The 15,426-nt window shown below is 60.9% G+C and carries 11 protein-coding genes; 3 read left to right on the top strand and 8 right to left on the bottom strand.

The genetic code is table 11. The annotated features are described in order from the left end of the window. Nucleotides 1-24: 24 nt before the first annotated feature. The gene (locus AC0VX3_RS00055) at nucleotides 25-429 is read right to left on the bottom strand and encodes a septal ring lytic transglycosylase RlpA family protein (RefSeq protein WP_475523015.1); all 405 of its coding nucleotides are present in this window, start codon (nucleotides 427-429) and stop codon (nucleotides 25-27) included. Nucleotides 430-783: 354 nt separating this feature from the next. Between AC0VX3_RS00055 and AC0VX3_RS00050 the strand changes: the two genes are divergently transcribed. Further along, the gene (locus tag AC0VX3_RS00050; protein ID WP_475523014.1) at nucleotides 784-2,967 is read left to right on the top strand and encodes an EAL domain-containing protein; all 2,184 of its coding nucleotides are present in this window, start codon (nucleotides 784-786) and stop codon (nucleotides 2,965-2,967) included. 181 nt (nucleotides 2,968-3,148) lie between these two features. Here AC0VX3_RS00050 and AC0VX3_RS00045 read toward each other — a convergent pair whose 3' ends face one another. Then, the gene (locus AC0VX3_RS00045) at nucleotides 3,149-4,468 is read right to left on the bottom strand and encodes a glycoside hydrolase family 18 protein (RefSeq protein WP_475523013.1); all 1,320 of its coding nucleotides are present in this window, start codon (nucleotides 4,466-4,468) and stop codon (nucleotides 3,149-3,151) included. Between the two features lie 513 nt (nucleotides 4,469-4,981). Between AC0VX3_RS00045 and AC0VX3_RS00040 the strand changes: the two genes are divergently transcribed. Then, nucleotides 4,982-5,248, top strand: coding sequence for a hypothetical protein (locus tag AC0VX3_RS00040; protein ID WP_475523012.1), 267 nt, complete (start codon nucleotides 4,982-4,984; stop codon nucleotides 5,246-5,248). A gap of 131 nt (nucleotides 5,249-5,379) precedes the next feature. Here the strand turns inward: AC0VX3_RS00040 and AC0VX3_RS00035 are convergent, their stop codons facing one another. After that, entirely contained in the window at nucleotides 5,380-5,970 is a 591-nt protein-coding gene (locus AC0VX3_RS00035; RefSeq protein WP_475523011.1) for a TetR/AcrR family transcriptional regulator, read from the bottom strand. A 52-nt stretch (nucleotides 5,971-6,022) separates the two neighbouring features. Between AC0VX3_RS00035 and AC0VX3_RS00030 the strand changes: the two genes are divergently transcribed. After that, nucleotides 6,023-6,718 carry a DUF4336 domain-containing protein gene (locus AC0VX3_RS00030; RefSeq protein WP_475523010.1) on the top strand — a complete coding sequence of 232 codons (696 nt, stop codon included), beginning with the start codon at nucleotides 6,023-6,025 and terminating at the stop codon, nucleotides 6,716-6,718. A 190-nt stretch (nucleotides 6,719-6,908) separates the two neighbouring features. Here AC0VX3_RS00030 and AC0VX3_RS00025 read toward each other — a convergent pair whose 3' ends face one another. The 5 genes from AC0VX3_RS00025 to dnaA all read right to left on the bottom strand — a co-directional run bounded on the left by AC0VX3_RS00025 (nucleotide 6,909) and on the right by dnaA (nucleotide 15,426). Then, nucleotides 6,909-8,519, bottom strand: coding sequence for an ORC-CDC6 family AAA ATPase (locus tag AC0VX3_RS00025; protein ID WP_475523009.1), 1,611 nt, complete (start codon nucleotides 8,517-8,519; stop codon nucleotides 6,909-6,911). Nucleotides 8,520-8,815: 296 nt separating this feature from the next. Next, entirely contained in the window at nucleotides 8,816-11,269 is a 2,454-nt protein-coding gene (gyrB, locus tag AC0VX3_RS00020) for a DNA topoisomerase (ATP-hydrolyzing) subunit B (RefSeq protein ID WP_475523008.1), read from the bottom strand. 132 nt (nucleotides 11,270-11,401) lie between these two features. Continuing rightward, entirely contained in the window at nucleotides 11,402-12,550 is a 1,149-nt protein-coding gene (recF, locus tag AC0VX3_RS00015) for a DNA replication/repair protein RecF (RefSeq protein WP_475523007.1), read from the bottom strand. 37 nt (nucleotides 12,551-12,587) lie between these two features. Then, entirely contained in the window at nucleotides 12,588-13,706 is a 1,119-nt protein-coding gene (dnaN, locus tag AC0VX3_RS00010; RefSeq protein ID WP_342891704.1) for a DNA polymerase III subunit beta, read from the bottom strand. A gap of 244 nt (nucleotides 13,707-13,950) precedes the next feature. Further along, nucleotides 13,951-15,426 carry a chromosomal replication initiator protein DnaA gene (gene dnaA / locus AC0VX3_RS00005; RefSeq protein WP_348142561.1) on the bottom strand — a complete coding sequence of 492 codons (1,476 nt, stop codon included), beginning with the start codon at nucleotides 15,424-15,426 and terminating at the stop codon, nucleotides 13,951-13,953.

The following is a 15,426-nucleotide window of genomic DNA, read 5'->3' as shown; positions in this document are numbered from 1 at the left end:
GGTTTTGTCTCTTTTTACGCGTATTTATCGGCAAAACTGCTTATGCTTGTCCGCGTGTAGCACGCCGCTGCCCGTGACCTCGACCCGGGTCACACCCTTGCGGACAAAGCCGAGTTCCCTGGCGGCGGCCAAGGTCACATCGATGACCCGGTCCTTCGCATAGGGGCCCCGGTCGTTGATACGGACGGTCACGGTCTTGCCGTTCGACAGATTGGTCACATCCACGAGCGTGCCGAAGGGGAGCGTCCTGTGAGCGGCGGTCAGTCCGGCGGGGTCCGCTTGTTCTCCGCTGGCTGTCGTGCCGCGCAGCTTGTACCAGGAGGCCTTGCCGCATTGCTGGATCGCGGACGCCTGGGCCGGTGCGGCGGCGCCGGCGGCCAGGACCATGAGAGTGCCGGTGAGGGCACGCAGGAGATGCGTTCTGGGCATGATTCGCCTCATGAGAGTTGTCCGGCCGCGACTTTGTCCACACATGCTGAAATCGGCCCGGGTCAGCGGCGCTCTCCATAGCAGGTCGCCAAGGCGTCTTTAAGTCAGTGGCATGATGAAAATATGGCGTGATATCAGAGTGAAAGTGAATCTTGAATAGTAGTTGAATAAAATTTTAATTATATTTTATTCAGATACCAAAAAACTTTGTTTACTATAATAATCCTAAGATTTGTGGGTATTTTTTCGGCGCCGAAATTGCGAACTGAACTGTGCTAGTTATTTTGATCTTGGGGCGGCGCAGTGTGTGTTTGAGTATGCGCCTTTTAAACGGCAATTTTTTGAAAGGGCGGTATGGTGCAAGTCAGCCATCGGCTCATTGACGGCCGGCTGGATCAGACCGGTCGTGCGGACAGCGATATACTTTCGGATTTCCATGCGTCCCTGCTGGAAGTGCTGCCGAACGCGGCGGCCTTTGTCACGCAGGACGGCAGCATTCTCGTTCACAACACCCGCCTGAAAACGGTGTGTGCGGACAGGGGCGTCTTGCAGGTTCCTGCTCGCCTGAAGGACCTTCTGGCCGAGAGCAGCAGGAACCGCTGCGAGGCGGTCCTGGCGGCCGCCTTCGCGGGCGTGCCGGCGCAGGCCAGCGGCACGATCCTGCTGCGATCCGGCGAGGTTTTCTGCCGTCACTTGATCTGCACGACATTCATTGCGCTGACAGCCGCACGCCGCGCGGTGCTGGTCCAGTTCGACCTGGCGGACAGCGCAAAGGACGAAATCGCAACGCCCCCGGTGGGGCAGACGGCATCCCCCCGGCTGCTGGCCGCCGAGGAATTCCTGGCGCAATTTCCGGATGACATCGTGATTTTCAACGGGACGGAGAGCGCCGGCGAGAAGGCGGCCGTGCTGCTGGACGCAATTAGCAGCAACCATGATGCCGACCTGTTCGCTGAAACGCTGGAAGGTCTGGATGCGGGCAGGACACAGAGCCTTTACGTGCCCGAAACCCGCAGCTTCGAGACCGCCGCGTTTACCGATGAACGGCAGATGTGCGAGATTCGCGTCGTTCCCATTCCCGCTCCGGTCGACGGCACGGGGCACAGCCTGACGGCCGCTGCAGGGGCGTCCCGCATCGGGGCGTCGATGGCGATCATCCGGCGTAACGTCGACTGCCCTCGTGAAACCGCCGAAAACAGGCGGCTGGCCTATCTCGATCCCCTGACGGGTCTGGAAAACCGGAGGGCGTTCACGCGCGCGCTGAAGCGGAAACTGTGCCGCCTAGCGGGTGACGGGGCCGGAGGCGTGGCCGCCGGAGAAGCAGGTGGAGAGGCAGGAGATCAGGATAGGGACCGGACCGCGGGCGACGGGCTTGCCGTCTTCTATATCGATCTGGACGAATTCAAGAAGGTCAACGATCTCGGCGGTCACGATGTCGGCGACGACATGCTGCTGCGGGTGGCGGCCTGTCTGCGCGCGACGCTGGGTGAAGTCGGCACGGCGGCGCGGATCGGCGGCGACGAGTTCGCCGGCATGGTTCCGGCCGCCAGCGAGGAAGCGGCGCTCGAACTCGCCGGAAAAATCCTCGACGGCTTCGACCGGATCCGTCTGGAGGTCGGCGACCGCGTGTTCACCATCGGCGGCTCGATCGGCGTTGCCTTCGTCGGCGACGGACTGCCGCTTGGCGCCACCGATGCGGCGCTCATTCTGGGTCTGGCCGACAGGGCCTGTCTGCGTGGCAAGCGCTTCGGCGGCCGCTCGGTGCAGATCCACACTGTCGCCCCGGCCGAATGCCGGACCCAGGACGCCGGCCGTGCGGAGCTTCCCGAGCCGGGCAGCTTCCGGGGCAACGAATTGACCCTGTTCGCGATGCCGATCATCCGTCTGAAGGACCAGCAGGTCTTCGGATCCGAGATTCTCCTGCGCCTTCAGGGCGACCGCGCCGCGGGGCTTTCCTCCAGGGCCTGGATTTCGGCCGCTGAACGGTCGGGCGTCATTGCAAAGGTGGATGCCTGGACCCTCGACAAGGTGCTGGACGCTGCCGAGTGCAACACGGGACGGGCCATCCTGACGATGAACGTTTCGGTGGAATCCGCCCGGGACCCGGGGTTCCGCGACGGTCTGTATCACCGCCTGTCGGCCAATCCGCTGCTCGCCTCCAAACTGTGCCTGGAAATCGGCGAAAAGGACTTCCTGCGCGAGCCGGCGGTTGTCGAAGCCTTCTTCAAGTTCGTCACCGATCTCGGCTGCCAGACGGCGGTCGACGATTTTGCCGGACACTGGCCGGTGCTGTCCCGGCTGACGGGACTGCGGGTTGAATGGCTCAAGCTGGAAGCCGGCCTCACCCAGCAGGTGGTGGAGGCGCCCGGCAAGGCGGCGATCCTGGCGGGCCTGGTGCGCGCCGCTCACGAACTCGGCATCAAGGTGATTGCCAAACATGTGGAAACGGCCAGGGAAGCCAGACTGCTGGGCGAATTGAACATCGAAGCCGCCCAGGGCTATTATTTCGGCAAGCCGGTACCCTGGCCCGGACGTTGACGCCTGTCCCGAATGGCACATGTTCCGGCTGGACAGGACAGGACCTGTGGCGCGGGCCGGTCTCTTTCAGACGCCAACTTGCCGAGGTCTGCCGCCGAACTCTGTATTGCACGCGATGTGATGGAGCGCGTGCAATAGGCGCTCGTCCCGCCACGAGGCTCGCGATGGGCTCGCGATGGGACTAGTTGTTCGCAGCCGCGCCGTTGACAAGCCCGTCGTTGATCTGCGCGGCGTAGGTCGCAATGTCGTTGACGCTGCTCAGGTCGTTGTTCAGGTCATAGGCGCCCACCCCCGCTATGTTCGGCTCCGCTTTGACGATGGCCGAGGCGAACTGCGCGCAGGGCGCGGTGATCGCGCCCACCGGGAACTGGCAGTTCGGGTTGTGCGCGAGGGGCAGGTTCACCCCCAGCAGCGGGTTCAGCTGCGCGGCGCTGATCTGATGGGTCGGGCCGCCGGAACTGCACTGGAACTTCGTTTGCAGCTCTTTCTTGACCGCGCTGACCACGGATGCGGGCGTGTGACCCGCGGAGCCGCCGTCATAGTATTGCCGGTTCACCAGCACCTTGCTGGCGTCACCCTGCGCTTCCAGGAACATGCAGTACTGCCACTGCGTCGAATAGATGTCGGCATTCGCGCCCGAGACGTTCCCCTGCTGGGTTCGATAGGGTGCCATCGACCAGTTGATCGCCGGGTCGCCTGCTGTTGCCGTGGCCTGCGCGTTCAACGCCGTGATGAAGGTCACCATCCCGGTTTTGCAACGCTCGATATCGGAGTCGCAAAGACCGGTGCCGTCTGTGAGTGGCTCAAAGTCGATGTCGACCCCGGTGAAGCCATAGGCTTTGAAGAAGGTATGGAATTCCTTGGCCGCGGCGGTCACGGTGGTGCTGTCGGTGGAGCCGAACAGATACCAGGTCTCGGGGTTCCAGGCCGCTCCGACCGAGATGTACAGCTCCTTGCCCGTGGCGGCCAGGGTCTGTATTGCCTCGGCCGCGCCTGCATTGGTGGCGCCGTTGTAAAAGGCCGGGTTGACGTTCCACACCGCGATCGGGTCGTCGGTGGGCTGGTTGCCATACTGCCCGCAGGTGTCCCTTGTGCAGATATTGCCGAAGCCGAACACGATATGGGTGAAGTCGGAACTGCCAAGCGCGGTCATCTGGTCGCTCGTGATGGTCCCGATCACAGGCTGATCGCCGGTGTTGGGCGCGTCGATGTAGTAGGCGAGGTTGATCTTGCCGGAGGCGGGCACGCCGCTGCACCCGCAGACCGAGGTGCTGAAGGCGCAGCCCGCGTTGCCGACAGTCGCCGGGTCGCTGGTCCAGGAGCCGGAGAAGCTGCCGCCCGCATTGCTGCAGACGCCGGGGCATTTTGCCTGCGCTTCCGTGTTGCCGCTCAAGGGGCCGCCGAAGCAAATGTCGTCAGCGCGGACCGATTGGCCCGCCAGGGCGGCGAAAACGGCCAAAAAGGCGCCTGCCAGCACAGATCTCAACAAATGTCGGGTCATCGAACAAACCACCTCCCGGGAATTTTGACGCGGATTTACGCCCGGCCGAGCTTAGCCTGTGCCTGCCGGAAGTTCAATCGAGGATTGAATTAAAATAGAATACACTATCATCGCTGACGACGTTTTCGAATGGCCCGGGCGGCCCAAATGGCCCGAGCGAGTGGCCGCGCGCGATACTGTTTCCTGGCGCTGGCGCGCCGGGACGGCTGCGTGAATTCCTCTCAATGCAGCCGCGCGTTCAACTTCATCTACGGGCAAGTCACCCGGGCAATGGCGCGAAGCCCGGCACCTTCCGATGGATGTTGCTGGCGCGCGCGTCGGCGGGCCCGGGAAGAGCGGGAGGAGATTGTCGGTTCTGAAAGCGATGTCGCTAAAGCGGACACACCGTGGCTTTCGGCCCGGAGCTGTCATTTAGCATCTATGGCAATGTTGCTAGGCAGCATCCGCATTGCGGACGTTGGCTTTTGCACTCAACGACCCTATAAAGCTGTAGCAAGCCAGCGAGGCATTCAGATGGAACGTGAACCCAATCTTGTCATATCAAGCGCCTCTAAGCGCATCATTGAGGATGGGGTTCCGTTAAAGGTGGAAATCTACAAACTGGAAGGTGGCGACGGCTGGTCGCTGGAAGTTGTGACCGAAGATGGAACATCCATTGTTTGGGATGATCTCTTCGACGACGACCAAACAGCGTTTGATGAGGCACTTACAACCATTCGCACTGAAGGTGCCGTTGCATTTGCCAATGGCGGGTCAAACGTCGTTCCCTTCAAGCAGTAGCTGAAGCTAGTTCGGCCCGAAGCCGCCGTTCGTCCGACACCATGTAGCTGCGGCGCAGCAAGTCGAAGAAGACATTCGCGGCAACTGCCAAACCAGGTCACTCGGTGAAATTGGCAGTGCAAACTTAGCGGTTACTGCGGTTTAAGGGAAACACCATCGCCGATCCCTTCCACCGCTAAACGCACAATCTTCCGGATGTCAGTCGCGGGAACCTCTCCTGTCTGGAGCGCGCTTAGGATCGCCTGTCCAAAAACCCCCAGCACAAGCAATGCCATGAATTCTGCTGCTTCATCTTTCCTTATGCGCCCCTGTTTCTGGCCGAGCGCCAGTATGTCTCGTACAAGGCCTTGAAATGAGGGGCGGTGCGGCGGCGGCGCAAGTGATGGCCTCTCGGATGGGGCTAGAGCGAGCTTTGCCAGCGTGGGATTGGCAAGACACCAGTGTGCGCTGTCGATCAGAACGGTTTCGAGAAGCGCCACGGCATCTTGCTCCTCGGTGATGCGGTCGCGATAGCCAGTGTCCTGGGCCTCCGCCCGTGCGATGAGACTGTGTGCGATTTCTTCCTTTGAGCCGAAAAGGTTGTAGACAGTCTTGCGCGTCAGGCCAGCACGGCTGGCAATCTCCTTAACCGAGACTCGGTCGAAGCCCAATTCTCGGAACGCGACCTCCGCTGCGTCGAGGATAAGAGTTCGTGAGCGCTCTTTGCGTTTCGGACTTGCCATAATTACACAGTAGGGTAAATTTACACATGTGTAAATATTGGAGTGCCGAGCTATGCTCGAAGAGTTCGGACCAAGTATCTGGATCTCTAATGGCCCTACGGTGACAGCCGCCGCCGGGTTTCACTATCCCACCCGCATGGCCATCATCCGCCTAAACAACGGCGAACTCGTGCTGTGGTCTCCCGTAGCGCTTTCACCAGAGCTGTGCGCATCCGTCGATGCCTTAGGCATAGTACGATATCTGATTCCACCTAACACTTTACACGACAGCTTCATCAGCGATTGGCAGAGTGCTTATCCGGACGCGTGGATCTTCGCTCCTCCAGGTTTGCGCGAAAACCGACCGGATCTAGCCATAGCCGGCGAGATAGGAGATCTCACCACTTCTGGCTGGGAAGGGCAAATTGAAGTTGTGGTGGTTAGAGGCAACAGGATCACCACTGAGTCCGTCCTCTTTCACCGTGCCAGCCGCACAGTCCTCTTCGCGGATCTGTTGCAGCAGTTTCCATCAGGCTGGTTCAAGGGTTGGCGCGGGGTCGTGGCCCGCCTTGATCTGATGGTTGCACGGGAACCGTCTGTTCCACGAAAATTCAGGCTTGCCTTCACTGACCGTACCACCGCCCGCGCAGCGCTCCGTCGCATTCTGGCTTGGCCCAGTGAAAAAGTCCTTATCGCCCATGGGGCACCGATTACCGAGAACGGACAGGTATTCCTGCGCGGCGCCTTTCGCTGGCTGCTCCCATCCTGACGATTTCGGTGACGGCAAACTTCCGGAACGCGCTCCAGGCAGCCTTGAGGCGCTCCAGCCCTGACTTTGGCAGATGCCTGGCCGACACAAACGGCCCGGAGCGGCCTTTCAACAACTATTGGTTCAACGACAGCTACGCGCCGCCATTTTGGTCGTTCAGCGCTTCATATACAGTTCCTAGAAACGGACGCTAAGCGGACTTCGCCTCAGATGAGATCAGTGCATCTGGATCTAGTATGGCACGCCGTATTGAGCGGTAATCATCATGAGGTACTTCTGTAAACTCCTCATCGTCCATTTGGAATAGGCCTGCCGGCGCCTTCGTTGTATTTATTAAATCAACATAACAACCGTAGTCGATCTTATATACATCATATCGTTGACCTGGATCATCATGAGATGAAACGTTTTTTTTCAGAATGTGAAGCAGTCTAGAATCAAATAGTTTTTCGACACCATTGTGCCTTGACTTGGATGATAAGAGAAATGCTCGAGCACGACGAGTGCCAATAACTTCGGCTATGATATGCTGTAGCAGATCGGCCAAGAGCGTATCATTTCTGATCACGGCCGCCTTGTCCTGATTGTACCAGTCGCGCGCTCCTGCCCGGACATCGTTCATGGCGATCTGCCTACCGAAAGCTTTCGTGACGACTTTGGCGATCAAATTCAGTGCATCACGAGGTACACCTTCCACGGCGCGCACAAACTCTTCAAAAACTGGCCGTTGCGTGAATATCGCCGCGACTAAATGACTTGGATCGGTGAAGGAAGGATGGTCGTCCGGCGAAGATTGATAGTGTCTAAATATCAAGTCTGAAATAAATTCAGTAGCTTTTTCCTGATTATTGTCAAACACTAGAAAATCATCAAGATTTAAGTCGGCCGATACATCTGCGCCAAGTTCGAGCCCAATGTACTCTCCACGATCTTTAAGGATCGCAAAATTAGTGCGATGTTCAATCGCGGCGATTTTAACTGTAATTTCGTTGACAGGAAGAACAACACGCCGAAGAAGATCTGCTAGGTATGGCTGCAGGTCGATCGGTACTTCACTCCACTCATCGATCAAAAACCATACTCGGCGGCCACCCAAAATTGCGACCATGTCGGCAAGGGCACCAGCAATGGATCCGAACGTTAGATGAAGTCTCTCGCTTCCAGCCCGTGAAACGATGCGTTGATCGATTTTCTCTCTAGAGTTCGAGCTACCCAATTCGCTTTCAAGCGTTGGCTTGGCCGACACCAACGCGGTCATCTTGCCCGAAGTCGCGGATTGGTCTTTTTGTGCACTTGTCGTTTCTTCACTGACATCGCCAGTGATCTTAATAGTGGTTATTGATTCTTGGAGTGAATCTAACCGTCGGGTGACCTCACCTGGGTGGGGGTGGCCTTCAATCGCGGTCAGAGCAATTGAGTAAAATTCATTCAAAAGACCGGAAAGCGCGTCACCCAACAAAGTTGATGCGCGTTCTGCGAGCGATCGCGATCCATCTGTGTAGATTGAGCCGTTCGAACCAATCGTGCGCATGTCTAAAAAAACAGGAATGGCGTTGAACTTTTGCTCTACATGCTCCGCAAGTACCTTGAGTGCGTGCGTCTTTCCTGTTCCGCGGCGACCATAGATCACTTGATTGTTCTGTGTCGCTAGAAGAGCGAACAGCGGCGCAGTGTCAACGAATGTCTCCACTAAGCTTTCTTCACTCGCCTTCTCAGCGCGTTTTGTGAAGCCAATAAGGGTGGTGTGAACGCTATCTAGTTCAATTGCATCTGCCATGTCGCCATTTTGCCATGCACGCAATGGATGCTCCAGTCCTGAGCCGCTTCATAAAACACTTTCCTTTCCGGGTATGTTCGGAAGTTCGCCGCTGGTACTCAAGCCATGAAAAATGACAGCTATCCTCGGTTCAGTATTCAAGACTAAACCGGCCCCTTTCGGCCCCATTTCAGTCGTTCGTTCACATCGCAACGAAAGCCCGCCTCCCGCCCTTCTCAGACCTTTGTTCGTCGAGCAATGGACGGCAGCTGTAATTCATCAAATCGATCCGAAGCGAAGCAACGGCCCGGGGAAGCTTTATGCGCTTCCCTGCAACGATCTCAGATGTCGAGATTGGCGACGGCCAGGGCGTTGTCCTGGATGAACTCGCGGCGCGGTTCGACCTCGTCGCCCATCAGCTTGGTGAAGATGTCGTCGGCGTCGTCCGCCTCCTTCACCTTGACCTGCAGCAGCGAGCGGACATTCGGGTCCAGCGTGGTTTCCCAGAGCTGTTCCGGGTTCATTTCGCCCAAGCCCTTGTAGCGCTGCAGGGAAATGCCCTTCTGGCCGAAGGCATAGATCTGGGTGAGCAGGGCGCGGGGGCCGCGGATTTCCATGGGCACGTCCTTGCGCCGGAGCACGGCGGCCTTGCCGTAGATCTCGTTCAGATGGGCCGCGTGGGCGGCAAGGCGCCGCGCGTCCGTGGACCCGAGCAGCGCCGGGTCGATCGTCGCCGCTTCCTCCACGCCGCGAACCGTGCGCCGGAACACCAGGCTGCCGTCTTCGCGTGCTTCACCGGTCCAGCCGCGCTCGAATTCATCTGCCAGAATGTCCATGCGGCGGGCGATATAGGCCGCCACCTCTTCCGCCTTGGACGGATCTTCGAGCGTGTCGGTATTGAGGGCGCCGGCGATCGCGGCCTGTTCGACCACATCCCGGTTGTAACGCGAATGCAGACCGTCGAAGATATCGGAAATGGTCCGGGCGGTGTCCAGGACGGTCCGCAGGTCCTGACCGGTGCGGACCTCGCCGTTTGCGAGCGTGAGCGAGGTCTCGTCGAGGCCCTGTGCGATCAGATAGTCTTCCAGCGCCGCCTGGTCCTTCAGATACTGTTCGGACTGGCCGCGCTTGACCTTGTAGAGCGGCGGCTGGGCGATGTAGATGTAGCCGTTTTCAATCAGCGACGGCATCTGGCGGAAGAAGAACGTCAGCAGCAACGTGCGAATATGGGCACCGTCCACGTCCGCATCGGTCATGATGATGATCTTGTGGTAGCGCAGTTTCTCGATGTTGAACTCTTCCATGCCGATCCCGGTGCCGAGCGCCGTGATCAGCGTGCCGATTTCGTTGGAGGACAGCATCTTGTCGAAGCGCGCGCGCTCCACGTTGAGGATCTTGCCGCGCAGCGGCAGAACGGCCTGGTTTTCGCGGTGCCGGCCCTGCTTGGCCGAGCCGCCGGCGGAATCGCCCTCCACCAGGAACAGTTCGGCCTTGGAGGCGTCGCGTTCCTGACAATCGGCCAGCTTGCCGGGCAGGGAGGCGATGTCGAGAGCGCCCTTGCGCCGGGTCAGCTCGCGCGCCTTGCGCGCGGCCTCGCGCGCGGATGCGGCCTCCACCACCTTGGACACGATCGTCTTCGCCGGTGCGGGGTTTTCCTCGAGCCATTCGCTCAAGGTCTGTGAAATCAGGTTCTCGACGGCCGGACGCACCTCGGAGGACACCAGCTTGTCCTTGGTCTGCGAGGAGAATTTCGGATCAGGCACCTTGACGGAAAGAACGCAGGTCAGGCCTTCGCGGCAATCGTCGCCGGTCAGGGAGACCTTTTCCTTCTTCATCAGTCCGGTCGATTCCGCGTAGCCGGTGACCTGGCGGGTCAGGGCGGCGCGGAAGCCGGCCAGGTGGGTGCCGCCGTCCCGCTGCGGAATGTTGTTGGTGAAACACAGCACGTGCTCGTGGTAGCTGTCGTTCCACCACATGGCCGCCTCGACGGTGATGCCGTCCTTTTCCGCGCTCACGACGACCGGGTCTTCGATCAGCGGATGCTTGGCGCGGTCGAGATAGCGGACAAAGGCCTCGAGCCCACCTTCGTAGTAGAGTTCTTCGGTCACCTCTTCCACACCGCGCTTGTCGGTGAGGGTGATGCGGACACCGGAATTCAGGAAGGCAAGTTCGCGCAGGCGGTGTTCCAGCGTGCCGAAGTCGAATTCGATCCTGGTGAAGGTTTCCGGAGACGGCAGGAACGTGACTTCCGTGCCCTTTCTGCCGTTGGCCGGACCGACGACCTTGAGCGGCTCCTGGGCGTCGCCGTGGGAGAAGGTCATCCGGTGTTCCTGGTCGTTGCGCCAGATCCGCAGCTCCAGCAGCGTCGACAGGGCGTTCACCACGGACACGCCCACACCGTGCAGGCCGCCGGACACCTTGTAGGAGTTCTGGTCGAACTTTCCGCCGGCATGAAGCTGGGTCATGATGACCTCGGCAGCCGATACGCCTTCTTCCGAGTGCACGTCGGTCGGTATGCCGCGCCCGTTGTCGGACACGGTGACGGACCCGTCCGCGTTGAGGGCCACCGTCACCAGATCCGCGTGACCGGCCAGCGCCTCGTCGATGGCGTTGTCGACCACCTCGTAGACCATGTGATGCAGACCGGAGCCATCATCCGTGTCGCCGATATACATGCCTGGCCGTTTGCGGACGGCGTCGAGGCCCTTCAGGACCTTGATGCTGTCGGCGCCGTATTCGGCGTTGCCTTCTGTTTCCGGGGTCGGCTGTGGCTCGGACGTGGACGTGTCGCTCATGCGAATCAATCACCAATCGGGTTGTCTTTTCTAACCCCGTTATACGGGGTTCCGGCGGGGGTTCAACCACGCCGGAGCCGCTGGCAAGCCAGCGAAGGGATTATGGTGGAAAACCACAAGATTCAGGCGGTTTTAAGAGCCGGAAGCTGCCCTGATCAGGCGGCTTTGACGGTCCCTGATCTCGAACATCTCCGCGGCCGGCGGCAGGGCCTCGAACAGGGCCTCGTCGGTTCCCGTCATGAACACCTGTCCGCCCAGGCTGTGCAGCCTGGAAAACAGGGCCGCGCGCCGGTCCGGATCGAGATGGGCGGCGACTTCGTCGAGCAGCAGGACCGGTGTCATTCCCGACACTTTGGACGTCAGATCCGCATGCGCGAGCACGAGGCCGATCAGGAGCGCCTTCTGTTCGCCGGTGGAGGACTGGCCCGCCGGCATCGCCTTGGCCGCATGCAGGACCTTCAGGTCGCTCAGATGCGGCCCGCTCAGGGTCCGGCCGGCGGCGCGGTCCCGTGGACGCCCGTCCCGCAGCATGCGCCTGTAGGCGTCTTCACGGTCCGAAGCGCCAAGACCGAGCGTCTCGGCCTCGAAGGCGCCCTCCAGCGCAAGCGCGGCATGGGGAAAGGGGAGATCCTGCTCCGCCTGCTCGAAGATCATTCGCCCGAGCAGGCCGACGGTTTCGCCACGGGCAATGGAAACAGCCGTTCCCAGTTCGGCGACCTGCTGCTCCAGGGCCCCGAGATACGCATCGGATCCGCCCTGGTCGAGCAGGCGGTTGCGCTGGCGCAGCGCATTTTCAAAGTCGCTGACCCTGCGCCCGTGGGCGGGGTCGAGCGCGAGCGTCAACCGGTCCAGGAAACGCCGCCGGTCGGATGCGGGGCCGGTGAACAGCCCGTCCATCGCCGGAACCAGCCAGAGCACCCGCATGTAGTCTAGGAGGCTCTCCGAACCGCGCACGTCCTCGCCGTCGATCCGCACCTTGCGGCCCGAGGTGCCGGGCGCCAGCCCCGTGCCGATTTTCGTTTCCATGCCGTCCAGCAGCACGGTGGCGGCAACACTCCAGCTGCCGTCCCCCTGCCTGTCCGCGATATCGGAGAGCGTTGCCCTGCGCAGACCGCGCCCGGCTGTCAGGAAGGAGATTGCTTCCAGAATGTTGGTCTTGCCGGCGCCATTGGGGCCGACAAGCGCGACCAGTCTTGCGGAAAGGGTCAGCGACAGGGTGGCATGATTGCGAAAGCCGGTCAGGGACAGACGGGTCAGCTGCGCCGTCCGGAAGTCTGTCATGTCCCTGCGTCCACCTGCCTGAAAATGCCGGTCCGGATCACACCCGCATCGGCATCAGAACGAACAGGCAGTCGTCGACCGTGTTGTCCTGGATCAGCGTCGGCGAGCCGGAATCGGCCAGGCGGAACAAGGCCGTGTCGCTGCTGAGCTGGTTGGCGATGTCGAGCAGGTAACGCGAGTTGAAGCCGATTTCCATCGCATCCGCGTCATATTCGACGGCCAGTTCCTCGGTCGCGCTGCCTGAATCCGGATTGTTCACGGTCAGCACCATCCGGCCCTCGGTCAGGGACAGCTTGACGGCGCGGCCGCGCTCGGAGGAGATCGTCGACACGCGATCGACGGCTTCCTTGAATTCGTCCCGGTCGACGCGCATTTCCTTGTCGTTGCCCTGGGGGATCACCCGGCCGTAGTCGGGGAAGGTGCCGTCGATGAGTTTCGAGGTCAGCACCACGGAGCCGGTGGTGATGCGGATCTTGGTATCCGACAGTTCGATCTGCACGTTGGCTTCCGGATCTTCCAGGAGCTTCTGCATTTCGCCGACGGTCTTGCGCGGCACGATGATGCCCGGCATGCCTGCGGAGCCGGCCGGGGCCGGCACTTCGGCCTGGGCCAGCCGGTGACCGTCCGTGGCGACCGCGCGGAACAATTGCCCGGACGGCGTGTCCACCGTGTGCAGATAGATGCCGTTGAGATAATACCGGGTCTCTTCCATCGAAATGGCGAATTGCGTCGTGTCGATCAGCTTGCGAACGTCTGCGCCGGTCAGCGAGAAGCCGTGGCTGAAGTCGCCGGCGGTCAGGTCCGGAAAATCCGTTTCAGGCAGCATCTGCAGCGTGAACCGCGACCGGCCCGCCCGGATTTCAAGCGTCGCATTGTCGCTGGTTGTCTCCAGGACCACCTGGGAGCCGTCCGGCAGCTTGCGCACGATGTCATAGAACATGTGCGCGGGCACCGTGGTCGCGCCAGGCAACTCGATCATGGCCGGGACGGATTCGACGATTTCCAGGTCGAGGTCGGTGGCCTTGAGATTGATCGCGCCGCCATCGGCGCGCAACAGCACGTTCGACAGGATGGGAATGGTATTCCGGCGTTCGACCACCCGGTGAACATGGGTCAAGGACTTGAGGAGGTCGGTCCGCTCGAGGGTGGCTTTCATACGCTCGTTCCGTAACTCGTGAAAGGCCGGGTGGAAATCCCGGCTGAACTGACAGGGGCTCCGGTGAGGAGCGGGGTAAGACCCTGCCCTTAACCGGCTGCAAAATCAAGGGGGCGTCCGATCGGAACGCCCCCAAAAATTGGTCGGCAATCGTGCAGGTCCCGCACCCGAAACGCTCACGCTCCGGTCCCGGAACGCCCCGCGTTCAAACGCGCGCCGTCAGACGGCTCCGACATCGGCGGACCTAGGCGTCGAGCATGCGCTTCAGCAGTTCCAGTTCCTGTGCAAGCGCGTAGTCGGCACGGGCCAGTTCCTCGATCTTGCGCACCGCGTGGAGCACCGTTGTGTGATCCCTGTTGCCGAACCGGCGGCCGATTTCCGGCAGCGAGCGCGGTGTCATGACCTTCGCAAGATACATGGCGATCTGGCGCGGGCGCACGATCGTCCTGGTCCGCCGGGCCGACAGCAAGTCCGCCTTGGTGACGTTGTAGTGTTTGGAGACCACCCGCTGGATGTCCTCGATCTTGACCCGGCGCGGTTCGCTGGAGCGCACCAGATCGCGCAAGGTCAGTTCCGCCATCTCCTGGGTGATCGGATGATTGGTCAGCTGATTGTGGGCGATCAGGCGGTTGAGGGCGCCTTCAAGATCTCGGCCGGAGGAGGCCACATGGCGGGCGACGTAATCGAGCACGCCTTCCGGAACATCGAATTGCGGATAGGCTCTGCGGGCCGCTTCGACACGGGATTCCAGAATGTTGCGCCTGAGGGCAAAGTCCGGTTCCTGAATGCCGACGACCAGGCCGCCGGAAAGGCGCGAGCGCACGCGGTCGTCCAGGGTGTCCAGTTCCGAGGGGGCCCGGTCGGCTGCCACGATCACCTGGCGCGCGCCGTCGATCAGGGCGTTCAGCGTATGACAGAATTCCTGCTGCACCTGCTTGCCATGCAGGAATTGCATGTCGTCGATGAGCAGGAGATCGATCGTGCGCAAGTTCTCCTTGAACGCAAGGGCGGACTGGGATTTCAGCGCGGTCACGAACTTGTACATGAAATGCTCGGCCGTCAGGTAGAGCACCTTGCGGCCGCCGGCCCGGGCCTTGGCGGCAACAGCCTGCATCAGGTGGGTCTTGCCCAGGCCCACGGAGGCATGCAGATAAAGCGGGTTGAAAGTGACCGCTCCGCCGCCGGCAACCTGACGGGCCGCGGCCAGCGCCAGATTGTTGGATTCTCCTTCAACGAAGGTTTCGAACGTGTATTTCGGATCGAGCGAGGCTCCCTGCAGCACGTCCCGGGTGTTGTCCGGGCCGGTGTCGCCGCGGCCGAGCGCGGCGGTTGCCGCCTGGGCGCGGGTGACCTGCGCTGCATCGGCCAGGCCCTCGCCGCGGCCATCGGTGCCGGCTGCCTGCGTGCCCTGCGGCGCCGCGAGGCTCGGTTTCGCCACAACCACCTGGCGCGGCCGGATCGCCCCCCGGACCGTCAGTTCGATACGGTGGACGTTGTCACATTCCCGCTGCCACAGCCCCATCAGCTGATCATTGTAGTTGTTCTGAATCCACTGCTTCAAAAACCGGGTGGGAACGGACAGCCGCACAGTGCCGTCCTGATGTTCTTCAAGGTCAACGCGCGCGAACCAGCTGGTGAACACATCGTCCCCCAGCTCGGCCCGTAGCTGCTTCTTGACCCGTTTCCACTGTTCGGAGCCGCCTGCCTCCTGAACCTGCAT

It is taken from the genome of Roseibium sp. QJM3NY_11 (genome assembly GCF_056173175.1).
This window is presented reverse-complemented; position numbering and strand designations above follow the sequence as displayed.